This is a genomic window from Jannaschia rubra, from assembly GCF_001403735.1.
Taxonomy (GTDB): domain Bacteria; phylum Pseudomonadota; class Alphaproteobacteria; order Rhodobacterales; family Rhodobacteraceae; genus Jannaschia; species Jannaschia rubra.
Genome location: NZ_CXPG01000011.1, coordinates 13868 through 33770, shown reverse-complemented (window position 1 = coordinate 33770; position 19903 = coordinate 13868). Strand labels below are relative to the sequence as shown.

General features: G+C 66.4%; 19 protein-coding genes and 1 pseudogene. 12 read left to right on the top strand and 8 right to left on the bottom strand.

Features of this window, described 5'->3' with window-relative positions; translation table 11 throughout:
• The first annotated feature begins 135 nt into the window (after window positions 1-135).
• Window positions 136-1815 (top strand): chloride channel protein, encoded by a 1680-nt coding sequence (locus JAN5088_RS02350; protein ID WP_055681210.1) that lies wholly within the window; start codon window positions 136-138, stop codon window positions 1813-1815.
• A 14-nt stretch (window positions 1816-1829) separates the two neighbouring features.
• Here JAN5088_RS02350 and JAN5088_RS02345 read toward each other — a convergent pair whose 3' ends face one another.
• Window positions 1830-2738, bottom strand: coding sequence for a sugar kinase (locus tag JAN5088_RS02345; RefSeq protein WP_055681209.1), 909 nt, complete (start codon window positions 2736-2738; stop codon window positions 1830-1832).
• Window positions 2739-2944: 206 nt separating this feature from the next.
• Between JAN5088_RS02345 and speD the strand changes: the two are divergent.
• From speD to JAN5088_RS02320, 5 genes and pseudogenes are all read left to right on the top strand, one after another.
• Window positions 2945-3289, top strand: a pseudogene (speD, locus tag JAN5088_RS19175) (adenosylmethionine decarboxylase).
• A gap of 123 nt (window positions 3290-3412) precedes the next feature.
• Window positions 3413-4720: a hypothetical protein gene (locus JAN5088_RS02335; protein WP_144431845.1), complete on the top strand. Its 1308-nt coding sequence runs from the start codon at window positions 3413-3415 to the stop codon at window positions 4718-4720.
• A gap of 72 nt (window positions 4721-4792) precedes the next feature.
• A complete protein-coding gene (locus JAN5088_RS02330) occupies window positions 4793-5101 on the top strand; it encodes a hypothetical protein (RefSeq protein WP_055681207.1) in 309 nt (102 codons plus the stop codon).
• Window positions 5098-5301 (top strand): hypothetical protein, encoded by a 204-nt coding sequence (locus tag JAN5088_RS02325; protein ID WP_143114847.1) that lies wholly within the window; start codon window positions 5098-5100, stop codon window positions 5299-5301. The genes JAN5088_RS02330 and JAN5088_RS02325 overlap by 4 nt, the downstream gene beginning before the upstream one ends.
• A 54-nt stretch (window positions 5302-5355) precedes the next feature.
• A complete protein-coding gene (locus JAN5088_RS02320) occupies window positions 5356-6222 on the top strand; it encodes a spermine/spermidine synthase domain-containing protein (protein ID WP_055681205.1) in 867 nt (288 codons plus the stop codon).
• Between the two features lie 49 nt (window positions 6223-6271).
• Here JAN5088_RS02320 and iolG read toward each other — a convergent pair whose 3' ends face one another.
• From iolG to iolD, 6 genes are read right to left on the bottom strand one after another with little or no spacing between them, the layout of a single operon-like run.
• On the bottom strand, window positions 6272-7258 hold the full coding sequence (gene iolG, locus JAN5088_RS02315) for an inositol 2-dehydrogenase (protein ID WP_055681204.1): 987 nt from the start codon (window positions 7256-7258) through the stop codon (window positions 6272-6274).
• A gap of 3 nt (window positions 7259-7261) precedes the next feature.
• Window positions 7262-8077 carry a class II fructose-bisphosphate aldolase gene (locus tag JAN5088_RS02310; protein WP_055681203.1) on the bottom strand — a complete coding sequence of 272 codons (816 nt, stop codon included), beginning with the start codon at window positions 8075-8077 and terminating at the stop codon, window positions 7262-7264.
• On the bottom strand, window positions 8074-8916 hold the full coding sequence (locus JAN5088_RS02305; protein WP_055681202.1) for a 5-deoxy-glucuronate isomerase: 843 nt from the start codon (window positions 8914-8916) through the stop codon (window positions 8074-8076). The genes JAN5088_RS02310 and JAN5088_RS02305 overlap by 4 nt, the downstream gene beginning before the upstream one ends.
• Window positions 8897-9883 (bottom strand): 5-dehydro-2-deoxygluconokinase, encoded by a 987-nt coding sequence (gene iolC / locus JAN5088_RS02300; RefSeq protein WP_055681201.1) that lies wholly within the window; start codon window positions 9881-9883, stop codon window positions 8897-8899. The genes JAN5088_RS02305 and iolC overlap by 20 nt, the downstream gene beginning before the upstream one ends.
• Entirely contained in the window at window positions 9880-10719 is an 840-nt protein-coding gene (locus JAN5088_RS02295) for a phytanoyl-CoA dioxygenase family protein (RefSeq protein ID WP_055681200.1), read from the bottom strand. The genes iolC and JAN5088_RS02295 overlap by 4 nt, the downstream gene beginning before the upstream one ends.
• On the bottom strand, window positions 10720-12591 hold the full coding sequence (gene iolD / locus JAN5088_RS02290; RefSeq protein WP_055681199.1) for a 3D-(3,5/4)-trihydroxycyclohexane-1,2-dione acylhydrolase (decyclizing): 1872 nt from the start codon (window positions 12589-12591) through the stop codon (window positions 10720-10722).
• 93 nt (window positions 12592-12684) lie between these two features.
• On the opposite strand from iolD, the gene JAN5088_RS02285 reads away from it, so the two are divergent.
• From JAN5088_RS02285 to JAN5088_RS02275, 3 genes are read left to right on the top strand one after another with little or no spacing between them, the layout of a single operon-like run.
• On the top strand, window positions 12685-13797 hold the full coding sequence (locus JAN5088_RS02285) for a Gfo/Idh/MocA family protein (RefSeq protein ID WP_055681198.1): 1113 nt from the start codon (window positions 12685-12687) through the stop codon (window positions 13795-13797).
• Between the two features lie 4 nt (window positions 13798-13801).
• Window positions 13802-14692, top strand: coding sequence for a sugar phosphate isomerase/epimerase family protein (locus JAN5088_RS02280; protein WP_055681197.1), 891 nt, complete (start codon window positions 13802-13804; stop codon window positions 14690-14692).
• 1 nt (window position 14693) lies between these two features.
• Window positions 14694-15860: a Gfo/Idh/MocA family protein gene (locus JAN5088_RS02275; protein ID WP_055681196.1), complete on the top strand. Its 1167-nt coding sequence runs from the start codon at window positions 14694-14696 to the stop codon at window positions 15858-15860.
• Here the strand turns inward: JAN5088_RS02275 and JAN5088_RS02270 are convergent.
• Window positions 15844-16836, bottom strand: coding sequence for a LacI family DNA-binding transcriptional regulator (locus JAN5088_RS02270; protein WP_055681195.1), 993 nt, complete (start codon window positions 16834-16836; stop codon window positions 15844-15846). The genes JAN5088_RS02275 and JAN5088_RS02270 overlap by 17 nt on opposite strands.
• Window positions 16837-16987: 151 nt before the next feature.
• Between JAN5088_RS02270 and JAN5088_RS02265 the strand changes: the two genes are divergently transcribed.
• From JAN5088_RS02265 to JAN5088_RS02255, 3 genes are all read left to right on the top strand, one after another.
• A complete protein-coding gene (locus tag JAN5088_RS02265) occupies window positions 16988-17935 on the top strand; it encodes a sugar ABC transporter substrate-binding protein (RefSeq protein ID WP_055681194.1) in 948 nt (315 codons plus the stop codon).
• A gap of 61 nt (window positions 17936-17996) precedes the next feature.
• A complete protein-coding gene (locus tag JAN5088_RS02260; protein ID WP_055681193.1) occupies window positions 17997-19115 on the top strand; it encodes an ABC transporter permease in 1119 nt (372 codons plus the stop codon).
• Window positions 19115-19903, top strand: a complete 789-nt coding sequence (locus JAN5088_RS02255) for an ATP-binding cassette domain-containing protein (protein ID WP_055681192.1) — start codon at window positions 19115-19117, stop codon at window positions 19901-19903. The genes JAN5088_RS02260 and JAN5088_RS02255 overlap by 1 nt, the downstream gene beginning before the upstream one ends.

Below are 19903 nucleotides of genomic sequence, written 5' to 3'. Positions count from 1 at the left end.
CGGACCGGATCAGATCACCCTTCCCCGCGGCAGACCGTTGACCTGGCATCGTCGCGGTTCGCATAAAGCATCCTGCGGGATCATCGCCCCTTCCCGCACCGCGACTGGCGCGGCGGGGGGTGCGAGGAACCAGACGTGACGGAGACGCCGCCCGCGACCCCATCGACCCGCGCGGCGACCTTCCTGCGCGAAAGCTGGGACGTCATCCGCAGGCGTGGCCCGTCCAAGGTGCAGTTCTGGTTCATCGCGCTCGTTATCGGGATCGTCTCGGGCTATGCCGCCGTGGCCTTCATGACGGCGATCGAACTGCTGCAATCGGCCCTCTACCGCACGGACGACCCCCGCACGCTGCACAGCTTCGCGCGCACGCTGCCCTGGTTCTGGGTGCTGCTGGTGCCCTGCGTGGGCGGGCTGGCCGTGGGTTACATCCTGACGCGCTTCACCCCCGACGCGCGCGTCCGCGCCGTGGCCGAGGTGATCGAAGCCTCGGCGGTCAAGGAGGGCCGGGTCGAACGGCGCGCGGGCCTTGCGTCCATCGCCGCATCGCTCATCACGCTCTCGTCGGGCGGATCAACGGGGCGCGAAGGGCCGGTCGTCCACATGGTCGGGATGATCGCGGGCTGGGTCAGCAACAAGCTCAACGCCGACGGGGTAACGGGCCGCGACCTTCTGGGCTGCGCGGTGGCGGCCGGCGTGGCTGCCAGCTTCAACGCCCCGCTGGCGGGCGCGCTCTTCGCGATGGAGGTGGTGCTGCGCCACTTCGCCGTCCACGCCTTCGCGCCCATCACCATCGCCGCCGTTTCGGGGTCGGTCATCAGCCGGACCCATTTCGGCGACGTGACCGAATTCGTCCTGCCGCTCGACGGGGTATTGCGTTTCTATGCCGAACTTCCGGCGTTCCTGCTGCTCGGGCTGACCTGCGGGGTGATCGCCTTCGTGTTGATGCGATCGGTATTCTTCGCCGAAGACGTGGCGAACCGGATCCAGTCCGGGCTGTCGCTGCCGCCGATCCTGCGGCCCGCCGTATCGGGCCTGATGCTGGGCGGCATGGCGATCTTCTTTCCCCACATCATCGGCGTCGGATACGAGACGACCTCGGCCGCGCTGTCGGGCGATCTCATCCTGCGGGAAGCGGTGGTCTTCGCCATCCTAAAGGTCGCGGCGGTCAGCATCACCATGGGCGGGCGGATGGGCGGTGGCATCTTTTCGCCCTCGCTCATGGTCGGGGCGCTCACGGGCCTTGCCTTCGGGGCGATGGCCACAGCTGTGTTTCCCAATATCTCCGGGTCCGAGACGCTTTATGCGCTCGCGGGCATGGGGGCGGTCGCGGGCGCGGTGCTGGGGGCGCCCATCTCGACCACGCTCATCGTGTTCGAACTGACGGGCGACTGGCAGACGGGCCTCGCCGTCATGGTCGCGGTCTCCATCGCATCGGCCCTGGCCGGACGGTTGGTGGACCGGTCGTTCTTTTTGACCCAGCTGGAGCGGCGGGGCATCCACCTCGCCGACGGGCCGCAGCGGTATCTGTTGGCGACGTTCAAGGTGTCGAGCGTGATGAAGGCACCCGACCATCCCCGGGCGCCGCAGGCCGACCGTGTGCGCCGCGCCCTGAACGAAGGGCTGTTCGTCTCACCCGCCGACACGCTGGAGGTCGCCATGCCCCTGTTCGAGAAGTCGAGCTCCGATTTCCTGGCCGTCGTGCGCCTGAGCGACAAGGACACGACGCCCGAGATCCTGGGTGTCCTGCTTCATGTCGATGCGCTGCGCGTGTTCAACCGGGCACTGGCGGCGCGCGCGGCCGAGGAACATTCCTGAAACGCGCACAGCCGTCAGCGCGGGACGATGGCGCCCCTGTGGCCGATCACGTGGCTGGCCGTCGCGTGACCCGCCTGCAGCGCATCGGCCTGCGATGCGCCGGTCAGATGCGCGGCAAGGTATCCGCCGGTGAAGCTGTCGCCCGCGGCTGTGGTATCGACGACGCGCGGCGCGGGGGTATAGCCCGCTCCCGGCAGCCGCGCCCCGATCGGCAGCGGCCCCGCCTCGCCGCATTTGAGCGCACCCGTCGCCACCCCTGCCCCTTCGATCCGCGCGAGGACGGCGGCTGCATCCGCATCGCCGAACAGCGCCATTTCATCGTCCACGCTGGGAAACCCGATGTCGGTCAATCGCCAGAGGTCGGTCACCGCGGCTTGCGCGGTTGCGACGTCGGGCCAGAGGCGCGGGCGATAGTTGCTGTCGAAGGCGACCCGTCCGCCGCCCGCCCGAAAGGCGGGCAGCCAGTCGATCAGCGCCCGCCGTGCGTCGGCCGTCAGGATCGCCAGCGTGATCGCGCTCAGGTGCAGGACGTCGAAGCCGGCCAGCGTCTCGGGCTGGATGGGGCAGCCCGGCATGAACAGCGTTCGCGCGGCCGATGTGTCGCGCCAGTAGACGAAGCTGCGTTCGCCGTGATCGTCGGTGATGATCGCATAGGCACCGGGGATGCGGTTCTCGTGGCGGGCGATGTGATCGGTGTCCACGCCTTCCGCCTCGATCCGCTCGACCATACGGTTCGACAGGGGGTCGCGGCCCACGAGCGAGACGAAGCTGACCGAATGGGGGCCGGGCAGCGCCCGGCGCAGATAGATCGCGGCGTTGAGCACATCGCCCGCGAACCCCACCACCGCCATGTCGCCGTCGAGCGCAAGTTCGATCATGGCTTCGCCAAGGCAGGCGATCCTCTGGGGGCGGCGGTCGGTCATGACAAGGCTCCGGCTGGTGTGCCCGAAAGCCATAGCCAACCGCACTCGTCAGGGAAAGACGGCGCCGGTGCCACAGTGGATTCTCCAACCTGGCCGAACGCGATTGAACGGCAGCGGGGGGGGCTTCTAGGCTTCCGCATAAATCAAACACGACGTTCCGATCATCCAGACCTCCCGCCTCCCGGTCGTTCCAGCTTGGGGTCGGCATGTCCTGGCCCGATTTTCACGGTGCTAGGAACCTGCTGGACGGGGCGCCGGCAGAGGCCATGTTCCACGAGGCGGCGCGGGCGACAGGGGCCACCGTGCTGGACGTCAAGCTGCACGATTTCGCCCAGCGAGCCGGCTTCACCGGGGTGGCCCTTCTGGCCGAGTCCCATATCTCGATCCACACCTGACCCGAAGCGGAATATGCCGCCATCGACATCTTCATGTGCGGCGATTGCGATCCGTTGGTCGCGCTGGACGGTCTGCGCCGCTACTTCCGCCTCGCGCGCGAGGACGTCACGCACCTCGTCCGAGGGGTGCCGGAGACCGCGGCATTGGCAAGCTGACGACACGCGCGGCGACGCCCTGGGCCACGCCGGTCCTCTCCTGCGCCATCGCCGGCGTCCACCTGTGGAGCGGGCCAGTGCGGAACGCCACGGGACTGGACGGGCTGGACGATACCATGCTGGGTGTCCCTGCGACATGGCCACGCGACCCATCCGGCCATGAACCCGGCGCCGATCGCCGTCTTCGGCACGCGGACCGAGCGTCGTGTCGGCCTCTGGCGGATACCGGCGATGGCGTCGTCACCGCGCGGCCGGGTCTTGACCGCCGCGCTTGCCATCGCCGTCGTCCTGGGCGTCGAAGTGGCGATTTTCGGCGACCGTCTCTCACTCGCTACTCACGTCGTTTCGGCAATCACCGGAGGAGATCTTGCCATGTTCGGATCGCTGTTCGCCAGCCGTGAACCCGCCCTGAAGCCCATGCAGATGACCCACGCCGCCCGCGTCGTCGCCGTCATCGAGGAGACCGACGAGGACGACGCGCTGGAGGCCGAGCAGGGGTTCCTGAAGGGCGCCCTGGACGGGATGTTCGTCCTGATGAAGGACCGTCAGGTCATGGGCGTCACCGGCTATGCGCTCGACGAGAAGGTGCCCGACGTGGTCTGGCCGTCCTGGACCTATCTGACCGGGTCCGACACGGGCGGCGGGCCGGGCGGCTTCATGCTGAACGACCTGCCGGGTCGCCTGAAGGACTGGGGCATCCGCAAGATTTTCATCGTCACGAGCGACCATGCCAAGGACGGAGAGGTTATCCATGCCGCCTACCGGATGTATGCCGACTTCGGCGCCGAGGTCGAGCTGACCGTCCCCGACTATCACGCGCCGGGCGAGGCAAAGATCGTCTATGGCTTGGACAACCCCGAATTCTACGCGGGCCAGGCGCCGGAGCCCCACTCCGACACCGGCCTTGCCATCACAGGCGCCAAGCACGAACCCGAGACCGACGGCACCGCCGGTCTGGTCTGGGAAGGCCGCCCCGAAGGGATCGCGGGGCTGGCCGACCGTCTGGACCGGGCACACCGCGATGGCGCACGGATGGCCGTGCCGTCCCTGCCGAGCGACATATCGGATGCCAGGGCGTGGCATCGAAGGCGCAGGGTTTCGTGCATTGCAGACAATCAACCGATTACTACGCACCAGGATCGCCGCAGGTGTGATGGTCATGCTCAGTCGTTCGGACGTCGGGTGAACCAGCCTGATCTGGGACAGGACATCTTTGGAAACATCAAACTCATTGCCGTCGTGGCCATCGCGGGCTTCGTCGGTTATTCGATCTTCTTCGCCGCCGATAAGGCGCAGATGGCCGGTCTCGGCCAAGTGCTCGACCGGACGCAATACGTCCTCGACACCTATCAGGGCTATCTGGGCGACAATGGCGTGACCGAGATTTCGGGCCCCGAGACGGACAATTATTCCGCCCTGCCACAGCGGTAGGCGATCATCCTTCGGGGGTCCATCCTCGTCGTCGCGCTCTGCGGCATCGTCTACGGGCTCATCATCGGCACGGTGTCGAGCTATCTGATCGGCGACTCGGTCTATCAGTTCTCTCTGACCATCGGCTTCTTCATGTTCGCCATGGACATCGGCTCCTACGTCTCTCGGTTCATCCACGGCAACCTGATCCAGGCCTTCATCCGGGTCGAACTCGTGCTGGCCATCGTCCGCGGGCTTTGCGGCGTATCCCTGTTCATGCTGTTTCCCTTTGCGCCATGGCTTTACACGACGGGGATGTTCGCCTTCATCTCGACGATCGGGTTCCTCGTCGGCCTCGAGATACCGCTCCTCACCCGCGTCCTGTCGCAACCTCCACCATGAGGGAATCGCTCGCTGACGTGCTGTCGCGCGACTACGTCGGCGCCCTGATCGGGTCGGTGGCCTTTCCCATCCTGCTGCTGCCGTCGCTGAGGCTCATCACCGCCTCCTTCGCGATCGGGCTGACGAACGCGCTGGTGGCCCTGCCCAACGTCTTCCGACTGCGCGATCACCTCGACGATTATCGACGGATGCTGGTCTAGATCTGCCTGACCATCGCGGCGCTGTTCGTCCTGACGCTGGGCGCGTCGAATGTCATGGCCTATGCGCAGGACCATTTGTATTTCGACCGGGTCGTCTGGAAGACGCAGTCGCCCCATCAGTCGCTCATCGTAACCAACACCTGGACGCACAACGACGTCCGCCTGTTCATCGATGGCCACCTGCAATCCGCCCAGGTCGACGAATACTGCTATCACGAGGCACTGGTGCATCCCGTCATGTCCTGGACGCCCGCCCCGCCGGAGACGGTGCTGATCCTGGGCGGAGGCGACGGGATGGCCGTGCGCGAGGTGCTGCGCCATCCTTCCGTCCCCCGGATCGACCTCGTGGACCTGGACCCCGAGATGACGCGGCTGGGCATCGAATTCGCGCCGGTCACGCGGCTGAACGGCGACAGCGTCGCGCCGCCCAAGGTCCATGCCCACAACGAGGATGCGTTCCTCTACGTCCGCGAAATCGACCGGCGTTATGATCGGGTCATCATAGACTTCCCCGATCCGCACAACGAGGCGCTGTCCAAGCTCTATTCGCTGCAGGTCTATTCACTGGTCGTTGCCGTCATGACCCAGAACGCGACGCTGGTGACGCAGAGTTCCTCGCCCTTCTCGACCACCAACACCTGTTGGACGGTCGCCCGGACGCTGGAGGAGATGTTCCCGGAGGTCGTCAGCTATCAGACCTCGGTCCCGTCCTTCGGCATCTGGGGGGGTCCACATGGCCTCCCGCACCCCCGGCGGCGGGCTGGGCGCCCTGCCCGATGGGCTGCGCACCCTCACGTCCGAAGCCTTCGCCGCCGCGCGCGTATTTTCGGCCGACCTGATGCCCGCCAAACCGTTGGAAGCGAATTCGATCTCAATCCGGCGATCTACGAACGCTATTCCGAAGACTGCAAGCGCAGATAGGACCGTGTGACCGCTCGCACCCTTCCGGAAACGCGGCGCAGACCTTCGGTCAGATCTCGACCACCCGCCTTTCGCGCCAGGCCCGGTCGCAGGCATCGGCGAGGATCTGGGCACGCAGGCCGTCCTCCATCCCCGGATCGGGCGCCGTGCCTTGCGTGACGGCTTCGACGAAGACGCGCATTTCGGCCAGATAGGCCTCCGCATAGCGTTCCAGGAAGAAGCTCATGGCCGGGTCGCGGCAGAACCCTCCGTCGTCGGCCACCTCCACCGTCGTCTCCAGTCGGTTCCCGGCGCGCAGCATCCCCTTGGCGCCGTGCACCTCGATCCGCTGGTCGTAGCCGTAGGTCGCGCGCCGGGAGCAGCTGATCTGGGCGATCCGGCCCGTCGCGGTGGTCAGGAGGACCGCGGCCGTATCGACGTCGCCTACGTCCCCGATTGCCGGATCGACAAGCGCGGACCCGGTGGCATGGACGCTGACAGGCTCCTCGCCCAGCAGGAAGCGCGTCATGTCGAGATCGTGGATCATCATGTCGCGGAACAGCCCGCCGGATGTCGCGATGTAGGAGATCGGCGGGGGAGCGGGATCGCGGCTGAGGATCGTAACAAGTTCCGGCGAACCGATCCGACCCTCCAGCAGGCGCCGGCGGAGCGCGGCGAAGCTCGGGTCGAAGCGACGGTTGAACCCTGTCATGAAGGGCACACCGGCGCGCGCCACCGCCTCGGCGCAAATGCGGATGCGGGCGGCGTCGAGATCCACGGGCTTTTCGCAGAAGATCGCCTTGCCGGCTGTCGCCGCGGCATGGATCAGATCGAAGTGCGTGTCAGTCGGCGTACAGATCACCACCGCGTCGATGTCGGCCGACGCGATCAGTTCGTTCGCTTCCATCGCACGGGCGCCGCTGCGGTCCGCCAGACGCGATGCGGCATCGGGAACGGCGTCCGCGACGGCGACGAGACGCGCCCCGGATATCCGGTCGAGCGAAGCCGCGTGAACCTGTCCGATGCGGCCGCAGCCGAGGATGCCGATGTTGAGCATGGATCAGCCTTTCAGGGATCGAAGGACGGCGACAGCCGCCCGCATCACGGGCTCCTGTGTGTCGCGCAGGATCTGGACACGGTCGAAGCGGTCCGGGTCGCGGTTGACGGCTTCCCGCAGGGCCGCACCGAACGCCTGTCGCAATTCGGTGCCGATGTTGAACTTGGCGATGGCGGAGGTCCGGGCCAGCCGCGCCCGTTGCGCATGGGGAACGCCGGATCCGCCGTGAATGACGAGGGGCACATCGGTGACCGCCTCTATGGCCGCGATCAGGTCTTCGTCCAGCCCTGCCCCTGCCTGCGTCTGCAGATGCGTGTTGCCGACCGACACGGCCATCGCGTCGACCCCGGTCTCGGAAGCGAACCGCGCGGCTTCGCCAGGGTCTGTGCCCCGGCTCTCGACGCCTTCGGCATAGCCGACGAACCCGATCTCCCCCTCGCAACTCACGCCCGCCGCATGGGCCATCTCGACGATCTCGCGGGTGCGGGCGATGTTCTCGTCGAGCGGCAGTTTCGAGCCGTCGAACATCACCGAGGTGAAGCCCGCCTCGATCGCGGCGCGGCAGGTTTCCGCGTCGTAGCCATGGTCGAGATGCGCGACGACCGGTACGTCCACGTCCGCCGCCAGCCACCGGAACATTGCGCCGAGGACGGGCAGCGGCGTGTGATCGCGGCAACTTGGACCTGCCTGAAGGATGACGGGCACGTTCAGGGACTGGGCGGCTTGGGCATAGGCGCGTGCGTCCTCCCATCCCAGGCAGACCAATCCGCCGACGGCGCGGTCGGGACGGAAGACATCGGTCAGCGTGGCAAGGGTCATTTGAACTTGGCCACCATGTCCATGATGCCGGGTATGGTCCGCAGCTGCGCTTCGTGCGTGGGCTGGAAGTACTGCTTCAAGGACCGCTGGCTCAGACCGCCCAGGATGGTAAAGTAGTACATCTGATATCCGGGCAGGACGCAGGAGGGATGATAGCCCTTGTCGATGCAGATCGTCGAGCCATCCATGACGTGGTAGGCGTCGCCCGGCTCATTGTCGACGCGCTGGAGGAGTTGAACGCCCGAGCCGTAGTTCGGCTTGAAGCGGAAGTTGTAGGTCTCGTCGTGGCGCGTCTCCTCCGGCAGGCGGTCGGTGTCGTGCTTGTGGCTGGGAAACCCGGACCATCCGCCCTCGCCAACGGTGAACAGCTCGCTCACCAACAGGCGGCCCACCCGGTCGTGGTATTGCGCGCCCAGAACGTGGGCGATGCGGCGGTGGGTCTTGGTGTCGTCCGAGCCGTACTGAACCTTGTCGAGATCCTTTGCGCGCACCTCGAACGGCTTCAGCGTCTTGTCGAACTTCGCTCCCGCGACGAAGACTTCGGCGGCGGACGAGCGGCAGGTAATGCGGGCGGCGGTGTCGGTGGGTACATAGACGCCCTCCGGGTCGCCCTCGAATACGTCCTCGGTGCGCAGGCCGATGTCGCGGTAGGTCTCGCCTGCGACCTCGACCGTGACGGTGCCGGTCGCGGGCACGATGCAGGTCTCGTAGCCGGAAACACGGTAGTCGAAGCTCTGCCCCTCGGTCAGCTTGACGATGTTGAAATAGTTGAGCGGCACGGTCGCATCGTCCACGTCGACGATGGGCTTGTTGCGGTTGTCATGGGGCGGGATGTGCATGGGATTGCTCCGTCGGTCCGGGGTGATCGGCCAGAAAGGCCTCGAGCTCGTCGGTGGTCGGCATGGCCGGAGCACAGCCCACGCGGGCGACGACCATCGCCGCCGAGGCGGAGCCGCGCAGGATCGCCGTCTTCAGATCGTGGCCGTTGGCCAGCGCGGCGATGAACCCGCCCATGAAGCTGTCGCCCGCGCCGGTAGGCTTCAGGGCCTTGGTCGGATAGATGCCGGTCCGGATTTCCTCGCCTTCGTGGAAGGTGATCGCGCCCTTCTCGCCCATCTTGTAGACGATCAGCTTGCCTTCGGACGCAAGCGCGCGCGCCTTGTCCAGGCCGCGGTCGTAGCGGCCGGCCATGAACCCGAACTCGACGTCGTTGCCCACGATGCAGTCGCAGGCCGCCCCGGCGCGGCCCAGCACCTCGGCGGCGACCTCGGCCGAGGGCCAGGAATAGGGGCGGTAGTCGATGTCGAAGATCAGCGGCAGCCCGGCCCCTCGCGCCAGATCGAAGGCCCGGAAGGCGGCGGTGCGGCTCGGCTCGGCGGCGAAGACGGTGCCGGTGGTGATGAGGGCGTCGTAAGGCGCGTAATCGACCGCCTCGATATCCGCCTCGGTCATCTCGAAATCCGCGGCACCGTTGCGGTAGATGACGGACTGATGGTCCTCCACCCGCGTCTCGACCACGGCCAGAGAATTGCGCGCCTCGCCGCCCACCGGTGTCACGTGGGTGCGATCGACGCCATAGTGGTCAAGCTGGTTCACCGCGAACCGCCCGATGGCATCGTCGCTGACGCGGGTGACGAGCGCGGCGGTGCACCCCTGCTTCACCAGCGCCACGCCGATGTTCGCGCTGCTGCCGCCCAGGCAGGACACGAAGTGCGCGGCATCCTCGGTCCGGGTGCCGGGGGGATCGGGATAGAAATCCATTCCCGCGCGTCCGACGATCAGGAAATCCTTGCCACCCAGCTTCATGCCCGGCCCTCCACGTTGCCGCCTGCCGCCGTGTCCAGCACTTCGGGATAGGGGTAGTTCAGGCCCAGAAGCTGGCGCAGGTCGGGCGAGGCACCCTCGATCACGTCGGGCGGCAGGGCGGCCGGCATGTCTTCCATCGGTTTCACCCATTTCGGCAGGTACTGGATCAGGATCGCGCTCCGGTCATGGTCCGACCGGTTCGGCATGGCGCAGTGCCAAGCTGCGCCGAAGAACAGGGCGACGTCGCCCGGCTCGCCCGTCATGCGCTCGGCTCCGGCATGGAAATCGTCCGCCTCGGTCGGATAGCGCAGGTGGCGCTGGCTTCCGGGCACATAGGCTGTGGCGCCGCTTTCCACGGTGAACGGGTCGAGGATGACGGAGACCTGCGCGTTCATCGGAAAACTGGCGTTCAGCCCCACGGGGTGCGTCTCGGGTGCATGGAAGTCCCAATAGGGATAGTCCACATGCGGCTCCTGCCCCGGCCCGCCCGGCAGGATGCGGTTCGCGGCGATGGAACCCATGATGAACTCGGTGCCCAGAAACCTGCGAAGGATGTCCATCAGGGCGGGATGGGCTGCCATGCGGGCGAAGACCTCGCCCTTGGCAAGCAGGTTCCAGACCCGGCGTTGCAGAGCGAGCGCGCCCTCCGCCTCGGCCACACCCTGAAAATGCGTCACCTTTCCGGCATCACGGTCCGAATGCTCCATGACGGTGCGCCGCGCCTCGGCGATGTCCTCCGGCGCGAACAACCCCGTCAGACGCACGGCTCCATCGCCGTTCAACAACTCATCGACGATCGCGTCGGGGTCGATCCGGTCATGCGCAAAGGTCTTCATTCAGACCCCCTGCCGCTGGCGGTCACGCATCGCTTCGGTCTCCTCATGGGCCTCGCGGACGCTTTCCGTCTCGCTCACCTCGGGCGTTCCGATCTCCCACCAGGCATGGCCGCCGGTGGTCCAGCCCTCGTAGGGATCGACCTTCATCACGATGACGCTCGTCTTGTCGGCGGCCTGCGCGCGGCGAAACGCCTCGGCCAGACCGGCCGGATTCTCGACCGTTTCCACATTGGCACCCATCGCGGCGGCATGGGCCGCGAAATCCACTGTGAAGGGCTCGGGCACGGTGGGGCAATCCGCGATCAGGTTGTTGAAACTCTCCTGTCCGGTATTGTTTTGCAATTTGTTGATGACCGCGAAGCCGCCGTTGTCGAGAACGAGGACAATCAGCTTCTTTCGGGTCAGGACGCTGGAATAGATGTCCGAGTTCATCAACAGGTACGATCCGTCGCCGCAGAAGACGATGGTGTCGCGGTCCGGCTCCGCCTCCGCCTGCGCGATGCGTGCGCCCCAGCCACCCGCGATCTCATATCCCATGCAGGAAAAGCCGAATTCCACGTCCACGGTCCCGGGCTTCAGCGTGCGCCAGTTGGCCGTGACTTCGGCCGGCAGGCCGCCGGCGGCCGCGACGATCCGGTCGGATGGGTCGCAGAGGTCGTTCACCACGCCGATGGCCTGGGCATAGCTGTTCGGACGGTTTCCGGGCCGGACGGTTTCGGAGACCGTCCGCATCCACGCGCGGCGCTCGGCTTTCGCCAGATCCACCCATTCGGAAGGCGCTCTGTGATCACCCAATGCCGCGCCCAGCACCTCCAGGCCCAGCCGGGCGTCGCCCACCATCGTCGTCGCCAAGTGCTTCGCGGCATCGTGGCGACCGACGTTCAACGTCACCAACCGTGCGTCGGGGGCGAAGGCGGTCCAGGACCCCGTGGTGAAGTCCTGCAGCCGGGTGCCCACGGCCAGGATCAGGTCGGCCTGGGCGGCGATGGCGTTGGCCGAGTCGGAGCCCGTGACACCGACGGGCCCGATGTTGAGCGGATGGTCGTCGACCAGGTTCGCGCGCCCGGCGATGGTCTCGATAACTGGAATGTCGTGCGCCTCGACGAACGTCGTCAGCGTCTCGACGGCGCGGGAATACTGGATGCCTCCGCCCGCGATCAGAACGGGGCGTCGAGCCGCGCGCAGAAGATCCGCGACCTCGGCCACCTCGGCGGTATCCGGGGCCTGCCGGCGGATGCGGTGCACCCGCCGGTCGAAGAATCGTTCGGGATAGTCCCACGCCCAGCCCTGCACGTCCTGCGGCAGCCCGAGGAAGGCCGGGCCGCAATCGGCGGGGTCGAGCATGGTGGCGAGCGCGGCAGGAAGGGATTGCAGAACCTGCGCGGGGTGGGTGATCCGGTCCCAGAAGCGGCTAACGGCGCGGAACGCATCGTTCAGGCCCCGCGTCGGATCGCCGAAATGCTCCAGCTGCTGCAGCACCGGGTCCGGCAGCCGCGTGATGAAGGTGTCGCCGCAAAGCATCAGCATCGGAAGGCGGTTCGCATGCGCCAACGCCGCGGCGGTCAGCAGGTTCGCCGTCCCCGGCCCCGCACTGGCGGTGCAGAACATGAAGCGGCGGCGCAGGTGATATTTGGCATAGGCCGCGGCCGCGAATCCCATCCCCTGTTCATTCTGACCGCGGTAGAGCGGCAGGTCCGAATGAACGGCATAGAGCGCCTCGCCCAGGCAGGGGACGTTGCCATGGCCGAAGATGCCGAAACCCCCGCCGCAGATGCGCGTCTCGACGCCGTCGATCTCGATGTACTGATTCATCAGCCAGCGGACGATGGCCTGCGCCACGGTCAGCCTGACGGTTCGTCCGGTTGAGGTCATGATCGCGCCTCCTGAAATCCGCTTGCACGTCTCGAAATCCGAGCATACGAATATTGCAACCGGTTGCAATCCTAAACCGGAAAGGATCGGGACATGCGACCAATCGGAATCGGGATCGTGGGCGGAGGCTACATGGGAAAGGCTCATGCCGTCGCCATGTCCGCCGTAGGCGCGGTGTTCGAGACGAATCTGCGCCCGCGCCTGGTCAAGGTCTGCGCCACTTCCCCCGAGTCCGCGGAACGGTATCGCGCTGCGTTCGGGTTCGAAGGCGCTACGGACGACTGGCGCGACCTGGTCGCGGACCCGGCGGTGGAGGCGGTGATCATCGCCTCCCCCCAGTCTACCCATCGCGCCATCGCCGAAGCCGCCTTCGCGCGCGGGTTGCCGGTGTTCTGCGAAAAGCCGCTGGGTGCGTCGCTGGCCGACAGCAAGGCGATGGTCGCCGCCGCCGAAGCCGCAGGCGCGGTCAACATGACCGGCTTCAACTACGTCCGCACGCCGGCGACGCAGGAAGCCCGACGTCTGATCGCCGAAGGCGCCATCGGGGACGTGACCTGGTTCCGGGGCGAGCATACCGAGGATTTTCTGGCCGACCCCGACGCCCCCGCGAACTGGCGCACGCGGGATCGGGCCTCGGGCGCCATGGGCGACCTTGCGCCGCACATGATCAACTGCGCGCTCGCGCTGATGGGCCCCATCGCCGCGTTGTCCGCCGTCATCGAGACCGTGCACGACACCCGTCCCGGGCCTGACGGCCCGGAGCAGGTCGCAAACGACGATCACGCGCAGATGATGGTAAGGTTCGCCGGCGGCGCCATGGGGCATCTCTACTTCAGCCGGACCGCCACCGGGCGGAAGATGGGCTATGCCTACGAGGTGCATGGCACCAAAGGGTCCATCCGTTTCGATCAGGAGGACCAGAACTCCCTTCACGTCTATCTTCGCGAAGGGCCCGAGGCGGGGCGCGGATTCACCCGTATCCTGACGGGCCCCGCACATCCCGACTATGCCGCTTTCTGTCAGGGAGCCGGTCATGGGACTGGCTATCTTGACCAGATCATCATCGAGGCGCGGGACTTTCTCCGCGCGATCGAGACAGGAAAGAACATGTTTCCCACCTTCCGCGACGGGATGGAGGTGAACCGGGTGGTCGACACCGCCTGGGCATCCTCCGCTTCCCGAAGCTGGGTTTCGATTGAAGGTTAGAAGAATGACGATACGCATCGGAAACGCGCCCTGCTCCTGGGGTGTGGAATTCGCCAACGACCCGCGCAACCCCGACTGGAAGTCGGTCCTCAAGCAATGCGCAGAGGCAGGTTACAAGGGCATCGAACTCGGCCCCGTGGGCTTCATGCCGGAAGATCCCGCCATTCTGGCCGACGCGCTGGCGGAACACGACCTTACCCTCATCGGCGGCGTGGTCTTCCGCGCCTTCCACGACCCCGACGCCTGGGACGACGTGAAGGATGGCGCGGTGCGAACCTGCAAGGCGCTGGTCGCGCATGGGGCAAAGCATCTCGTGCTGATCGACTCCATCTCGCCCCGCCGCGCGCCGACCGCCGGGCGGGCCGGCGAATCCGAGCAGATGCAGGACATCGAATGGGCGCCCTTCCGCGATCGGATCGCCACCATCGCCCGCATGGGAGCGGAGGAATACGGTCTGACCGTCGGCATCCATGCCCACGCCGCGGGGTTCATGGATTTCGAGCCGGAACTCGACCGCCTGCTGGACGAAGTGCCGGAAGACATCCTCAAGATCTGTTTCGACACGGGCCACCATTCCTATGCCGGATACGACCCCGTAGCCTTCATGAAACGGCACATGGAGCGCATCAGCTACATGCATTTCAAGGACATCGACCCGGTGGTAAAGGCCCGCGCGATCGAGAACCGGACCGGGTTCTACGACGCCTGCGGCCAGGGGATCTTCTGCAACCTGGGCCAGGGTGACGTCGATTTCCCGGCGGTGCGGCAGGTGCTTCTGGATGCGAATTACGAAGGCTGGTGCACGGTCGAGCAGGACTGCGATCCGTCGATGGGCACCGACACGCTGGGCGATGCGCGCGCGAATCGCGAATACCTCCAATCGATCGGATTCTGACATGGCAAAGCTCAACTGGGGAATGATCGGCGGCGGCGAAGGCAGCCAGATCGGACCGGCGCACCGGCTGGCCGCCGGACTGGACGGTGCCTTCACCTTCGCGGCGGGCGCGCTCGACCACCGGGCCGATGCGGGGCGCGACTATGGCCAACGCCTCGGCCTCGTCCCGGATCGCGCCTACGGCGACTGGCGCGAGATGCTGGGGGCCGAGCGGGCGCGCGCGGACCGTCTGGATCTCGTGACGGTCGCCACGCCGAACGCGACGCATTTCGAGATTACCAAGGCCTTCCTCGAAGCCGGGTTCAACGTCCTCTGCGAAAAGCCGATGACGATGACCGTTGATGAGGGCGAGGAGATCGTGCGCCTTGCCGAGCGCAGCGGACGCATCTGCGCCGTCAACTATGGCTACACCGGCTATGCGCTGGTGCGGCACATGCGGGCGATGGTGGCGCGGGGCGATCTTGGCCGCATCCGCGTGGTCGTCGCCGAGTTCGCCCACGGCCATCATGCCGACGCGGCCGATGCCGACAATCCGCGCGTCCGCTGGCGATACGATCCCGCACAGGCCGGCGTGTCGGCGCAGTTCGCGGACTGCGGCATCCACGCGATGCACATGGCCAGCTTCGTCACCGGCCAGAACGTCGAACGCCTGAGCGCCGACATCGTCTCGACCATCGACAGCCGGGTGCTCGAGGATGACGCGATGGTCAACTTCCGGATGGACGGCGGGACGGTCGGGCGGCTCTGGACATCCTCCATCGCGCTCGGGCGGCAACACGGGCTGACGCTTCAGGTGTTCGGGGAAACCGGCGGCCTCCGCTGGGCGCAGGAACAGCCGAACCAGCTCTACCATATGCCGCTCGGCGGGCGCCTGCAGGTGATCGAGCGCGGCGAGGGGAACCTCTCGCCCGAGGCGGACCGCGCCAGCCGCGTGACCGTCGGGCATGCCGAAGGGATGCCGCTGGCCTTCGCCAACATCTACGCCGATATGGCGGAGACGATCCGCGCGCAGAAGGACGGTCGCGCGATGGACCCGGCGGCGAACCTCTATCCGCGTGCCGAGGACGGGCTGCGCTCGATGGCGGCGGTCTTCGCCGTGGCGCAATCGGGCAAGGCCGACGGCGCATGGGTCGACGCCCGCCCACCCATGTTCAGGGCAGAGGCCTGAGCGTCCCGCGCTCCACGATCCGGCAGGGGAACAGCCGCGCCTCGGGCGCCAAATCGGGGGTCGCCACGGTCGCGACGATCAGGTCGATGGATGACGCGATGATGTCCGCGACGGGCTGATGGATGGTGGTCAGGTCGATGTTGGCCCAGCCCGCGATCTCCATGTCGTTCAGGCCGATGATACCCACGTCCCGCGGCACGCCGAACCCGGCGTCCCGCAAGGCGGACATCGCGCCGATCGACAGGACGTCATCGCCGCAGAAGTAGGCGTCGGCCGGCGCCCCCCCGCCTAGCACGGCCTGCATCGCCGTGCGCCCCGCCTCGAAGGTATAGGACGCGGCAAAGGTGGCGGGAACGGCGAGGGCCCCTGCCCCTTCCCGGAACCCGGCCAGCCGGTCCTGCGTGGAGGTTGCCGCCTCCGGCCCGCCGAGAAAGGCGATGGACCGGTACCCCCGCGCCCGAAGCGTGCGTGCCGCCATGCGCCCGCATTCCGCGTTGTCGATGCCGACGACATGGGTCTCGGGCACGCTGAGCCGACGGCCGAAGGAATGCACCACCGGCAAACCGGCATCCTTGAAGGCCCGCGCGAAGCTGGGCGGCAGGGTCGACGATGCGATAATCACCCCGTCGACGGAATACTGCCGCAGCATCCTGAGCGACGCCTGCGGATCCGTCTCCCCCGACAGGTTGACGAGGAGGGGACGCAACCCGCGGTCCTGCAACCCCCGTGTGAACAGGTCGAAGATCTCCAGAAAAAGCGGGTTGTGAAAGTTGGAGGAGACCAGACCGATCAGCTTGGTCCGCCCCGTCGACAATGCCGAGGCGAGCGCGGAGGGGGCGTATCCCAACTCCCTCGCCGCCTGCTCGACCTTGTCTCGGGTCTTGGCGCTGACCGATGCGCCATCGGTGAACGTGCGCGATACCGCCGAGCGGCTGACTCCGGCGCGAAGCGCTACGTCCTTGAGGGTGACTGCCATCGGATCCCTATGCCTACCAGTCGCAGGTTGAAGTCAAGATGTGGACTTTGCAACCGGTTGCAAAGAATCTCGAACCGTGCTTAGCTTTGTCTCGAGAGCGGGGGAGGACGCGAAAGCGGACCGGTCTTGGTAGCAAATGGGGAGGAATACTATGAAATTTTTCAAGACTTTGGCGCTGGCAGCCACGGCACTGACGGTTCCGTTCGCGTCGCACGCGCAAGCGATCGACGACGATCTGTCCTACATCATGGTGAGCCACGCGCCCGATTCGGATGCCTGGTGGAATACCATCAAGAACGCGCTGAACCTTGCCGGGGAGCAGATGGGCGTCAATGTGGAATACCGCAATCCGCCCACCGGCGATCTGGCCGACATGGCCCGCATCATCGAACAGGCGGCCGCGTCGGGTCCCGACGGGATCATAACGACAGTGGCCGACTACGATGTTCTGGCCGGCCCGATCCGCTCCGCCGTCGATCAGGGCATCGACGTCATCATCATGAACTCCGGCACGCCGGAGCAGGTTCGTGAGCTTGGGGCGCTTATGTTCGTGGGCCAGCCCGAGTACGATGCAGGGCTGGCCGCGGGTCAGCGGGCCAAGGGCGACGGTGTCGAAAGCTTCGTCTGCGTCAACCACAAGATCTCCAACCCCGTCATCGCCGACCGTTGCCGGGGCTTCGCCGACGGTCTCGGCATCGAGCTTGGCAGCAGCATGATCGACTCGGGAGAAGACCCGGCCGAGATCAAGAACCGCGTCATGGCCTATCTGAATACCAACCCCGATACCGACGCGATTCTGACGCTCGGCCCGACCTCGGCCAATCCGACAATCCAGGCGGTCGAGGAAATGGGTCTCGCGGGAGATATCTACTTCGGCACTTTCGACCTGGGCGCCGAGATCGTTCAGGCCATCAAGGACGGCACGATCCAGTGGGGCATCGACCAGCAGCCCTTCCTGCAGGCTTATCTGCCCGTCGTCGTGCTGGCGAACTACGATCGCTACGGGGTGCTTCCCGGCAACAACGTCAACTCGGGCCCCGGTTTCGTGACGGCGGACAACATCGACAAGGTCGAGGAACTCGCGGGCGAATTCCGCTGATCTCAATTGGCCGGGGGGCGGTGACGCCGACCCGGCCTTTCATTCGGGGAGGAGAAGCAGGATGGCCGATACGCCGCAGGCAGTGATCGACGAGCGCGTGAAGGACGTTTCGCCCTGGCGAAAGGCTCTGATCCGTCCCGAATTGGGGGGCATCATCGGCACGGTCGCCGTCTTCACGTTCTTCGCCCTGCTTGCCCACGACAGCGGCATGTTCAACGCGCAAGGCATCCTGAACTGGTCGACCGTGTCCGCGCAGTTCATGATCATCGCCGTGGGCGCCTGCCTTCTGATGATCGCGGGAGAATTCGACCTCTCGGTCGGCTCGATGATCGGCTTCGCGGGCATGATGATCGCCATCTTCGGCGTGACGCTCGGCTGGCCCATGTGGATCGCGATCCTCGTCACCTTCGCGATCTGCATGGCGTTCGGCGCGCTCAACGGCGTCATCGTCGTGCGCACCGGCCTGCCCAGTTTCATCGTGACGCTGGCCACGCTGTTCATCCTGCGCGGCTTCACCATCTTCATTCCCCAGACGCTGGAGCGGAAGACCATCATCGGCGGCATCCGCGAGGCGGCGGAGGGTGACTGGCTCGCCGCGCTGTTCGGCGGCACCATCGGGCGCCCGTTCTTCCAGTGGCTCGGCGACGCGGGCGTCATCGGCGTCTTCGACCGCGGCAACCGCGCCGGGGAACCGGTCGTCAACGGCGTGCCGATGCTCATCATCTGGGCGTTCGTGTTGATCGTGTTCGGCCACATCCTTCTCACCCGCACCCGCTTCGGCAACTGGATCTTCGCCGCCGGCGGCGACGCGCAGGCGGCCCGCTATGCGGGCGTTCCGGTGGACCGGGTCAAGATCCTGATGTTCGTCTTCACCGCGTTCTGCGCCACCGTCTTCGCAACCTGCCAGGTCATGGAGTTCGGCTCGGCCGGCGCCGACCGGGGCCTTCTCAAGGAGTTCGAGGCAATCATCGCGGTCGTGATCGGCGGTGCGCTTCTGACGGGTGGCTACGGCTCGGTCATAGGCGCGGCCCTGGGCGCGCTGATCTTCGGGGTCGTCCAGCAGGGCCTGTTCTTCGCGAACGTCGAATCGTCGCTGTTCCGCGTGTTCCTCGGCGTGATCCTGCTCCTTGCGGTGATCCTCAACACCTACATCCGCCGCATCATCACGGGAGAGCGCTGATGGAGCCCACAGTGAAACCCATCGTCAGCATGAAGGACATCGAAAAGCATTTCGGGTCCGTAATCGCGCTCAATGGCGTGTCGGTCGATATCCTGCCCGGCGAGTGCCACTGCCTTCTCGGCGACAACGGGGCGGGAAAATCGACCTTCATCAAGACGATGTCGGGCGTTCACCGCCCGACGAGCGGTGAAATCTTCTTCGAGGGGCGGCCGATGTCCTTCGCCGATCCGCGCGACGCGATCGCGGCGGGCATCGCGACGGTCTATCAGGATCTCGCCATGATCCCGCTGATGTCGGTCAGCCGCAACTTCTTCATGGGCAACGAGCCGATCCGGCGGATCGCGGGGTTGCCGTTCTTCGACCATGACCTCGCCAACCGCGTCACGATGGAAGAGATGCAGAGTATGGGCATCAACCTGCGTGGCCCCGATCAGGCCGTCGGCACCCTGTCGGGCGGCGAACGCCAGACCGTCGCCATCGCGCGCGCCGTGTATTTCGGCGCCAAGGTCCTCATCCTGGATGAGCCGACCTCGGCGCTCGGGGTTCGGCAGACGTCGAACGTGCTCGCCACCATCGACAAGGTCCGCAAGAAGGGGATCGCCGTCGTCTTCATCACTCACAACGTGCGTCATGCGATGGCAGTGGGCGACCGCTTCACCGTCCTCAACCGCGGACAAACGCTCGGCACGGCCGAGCGCGGCGAGATCACGCCGGAAGAATTGCAGGACATGATGGCCGGCGGGCAGGAAATGGCCACGCTGGAAGGAAGCCTCGGCGGAACGGTCTGA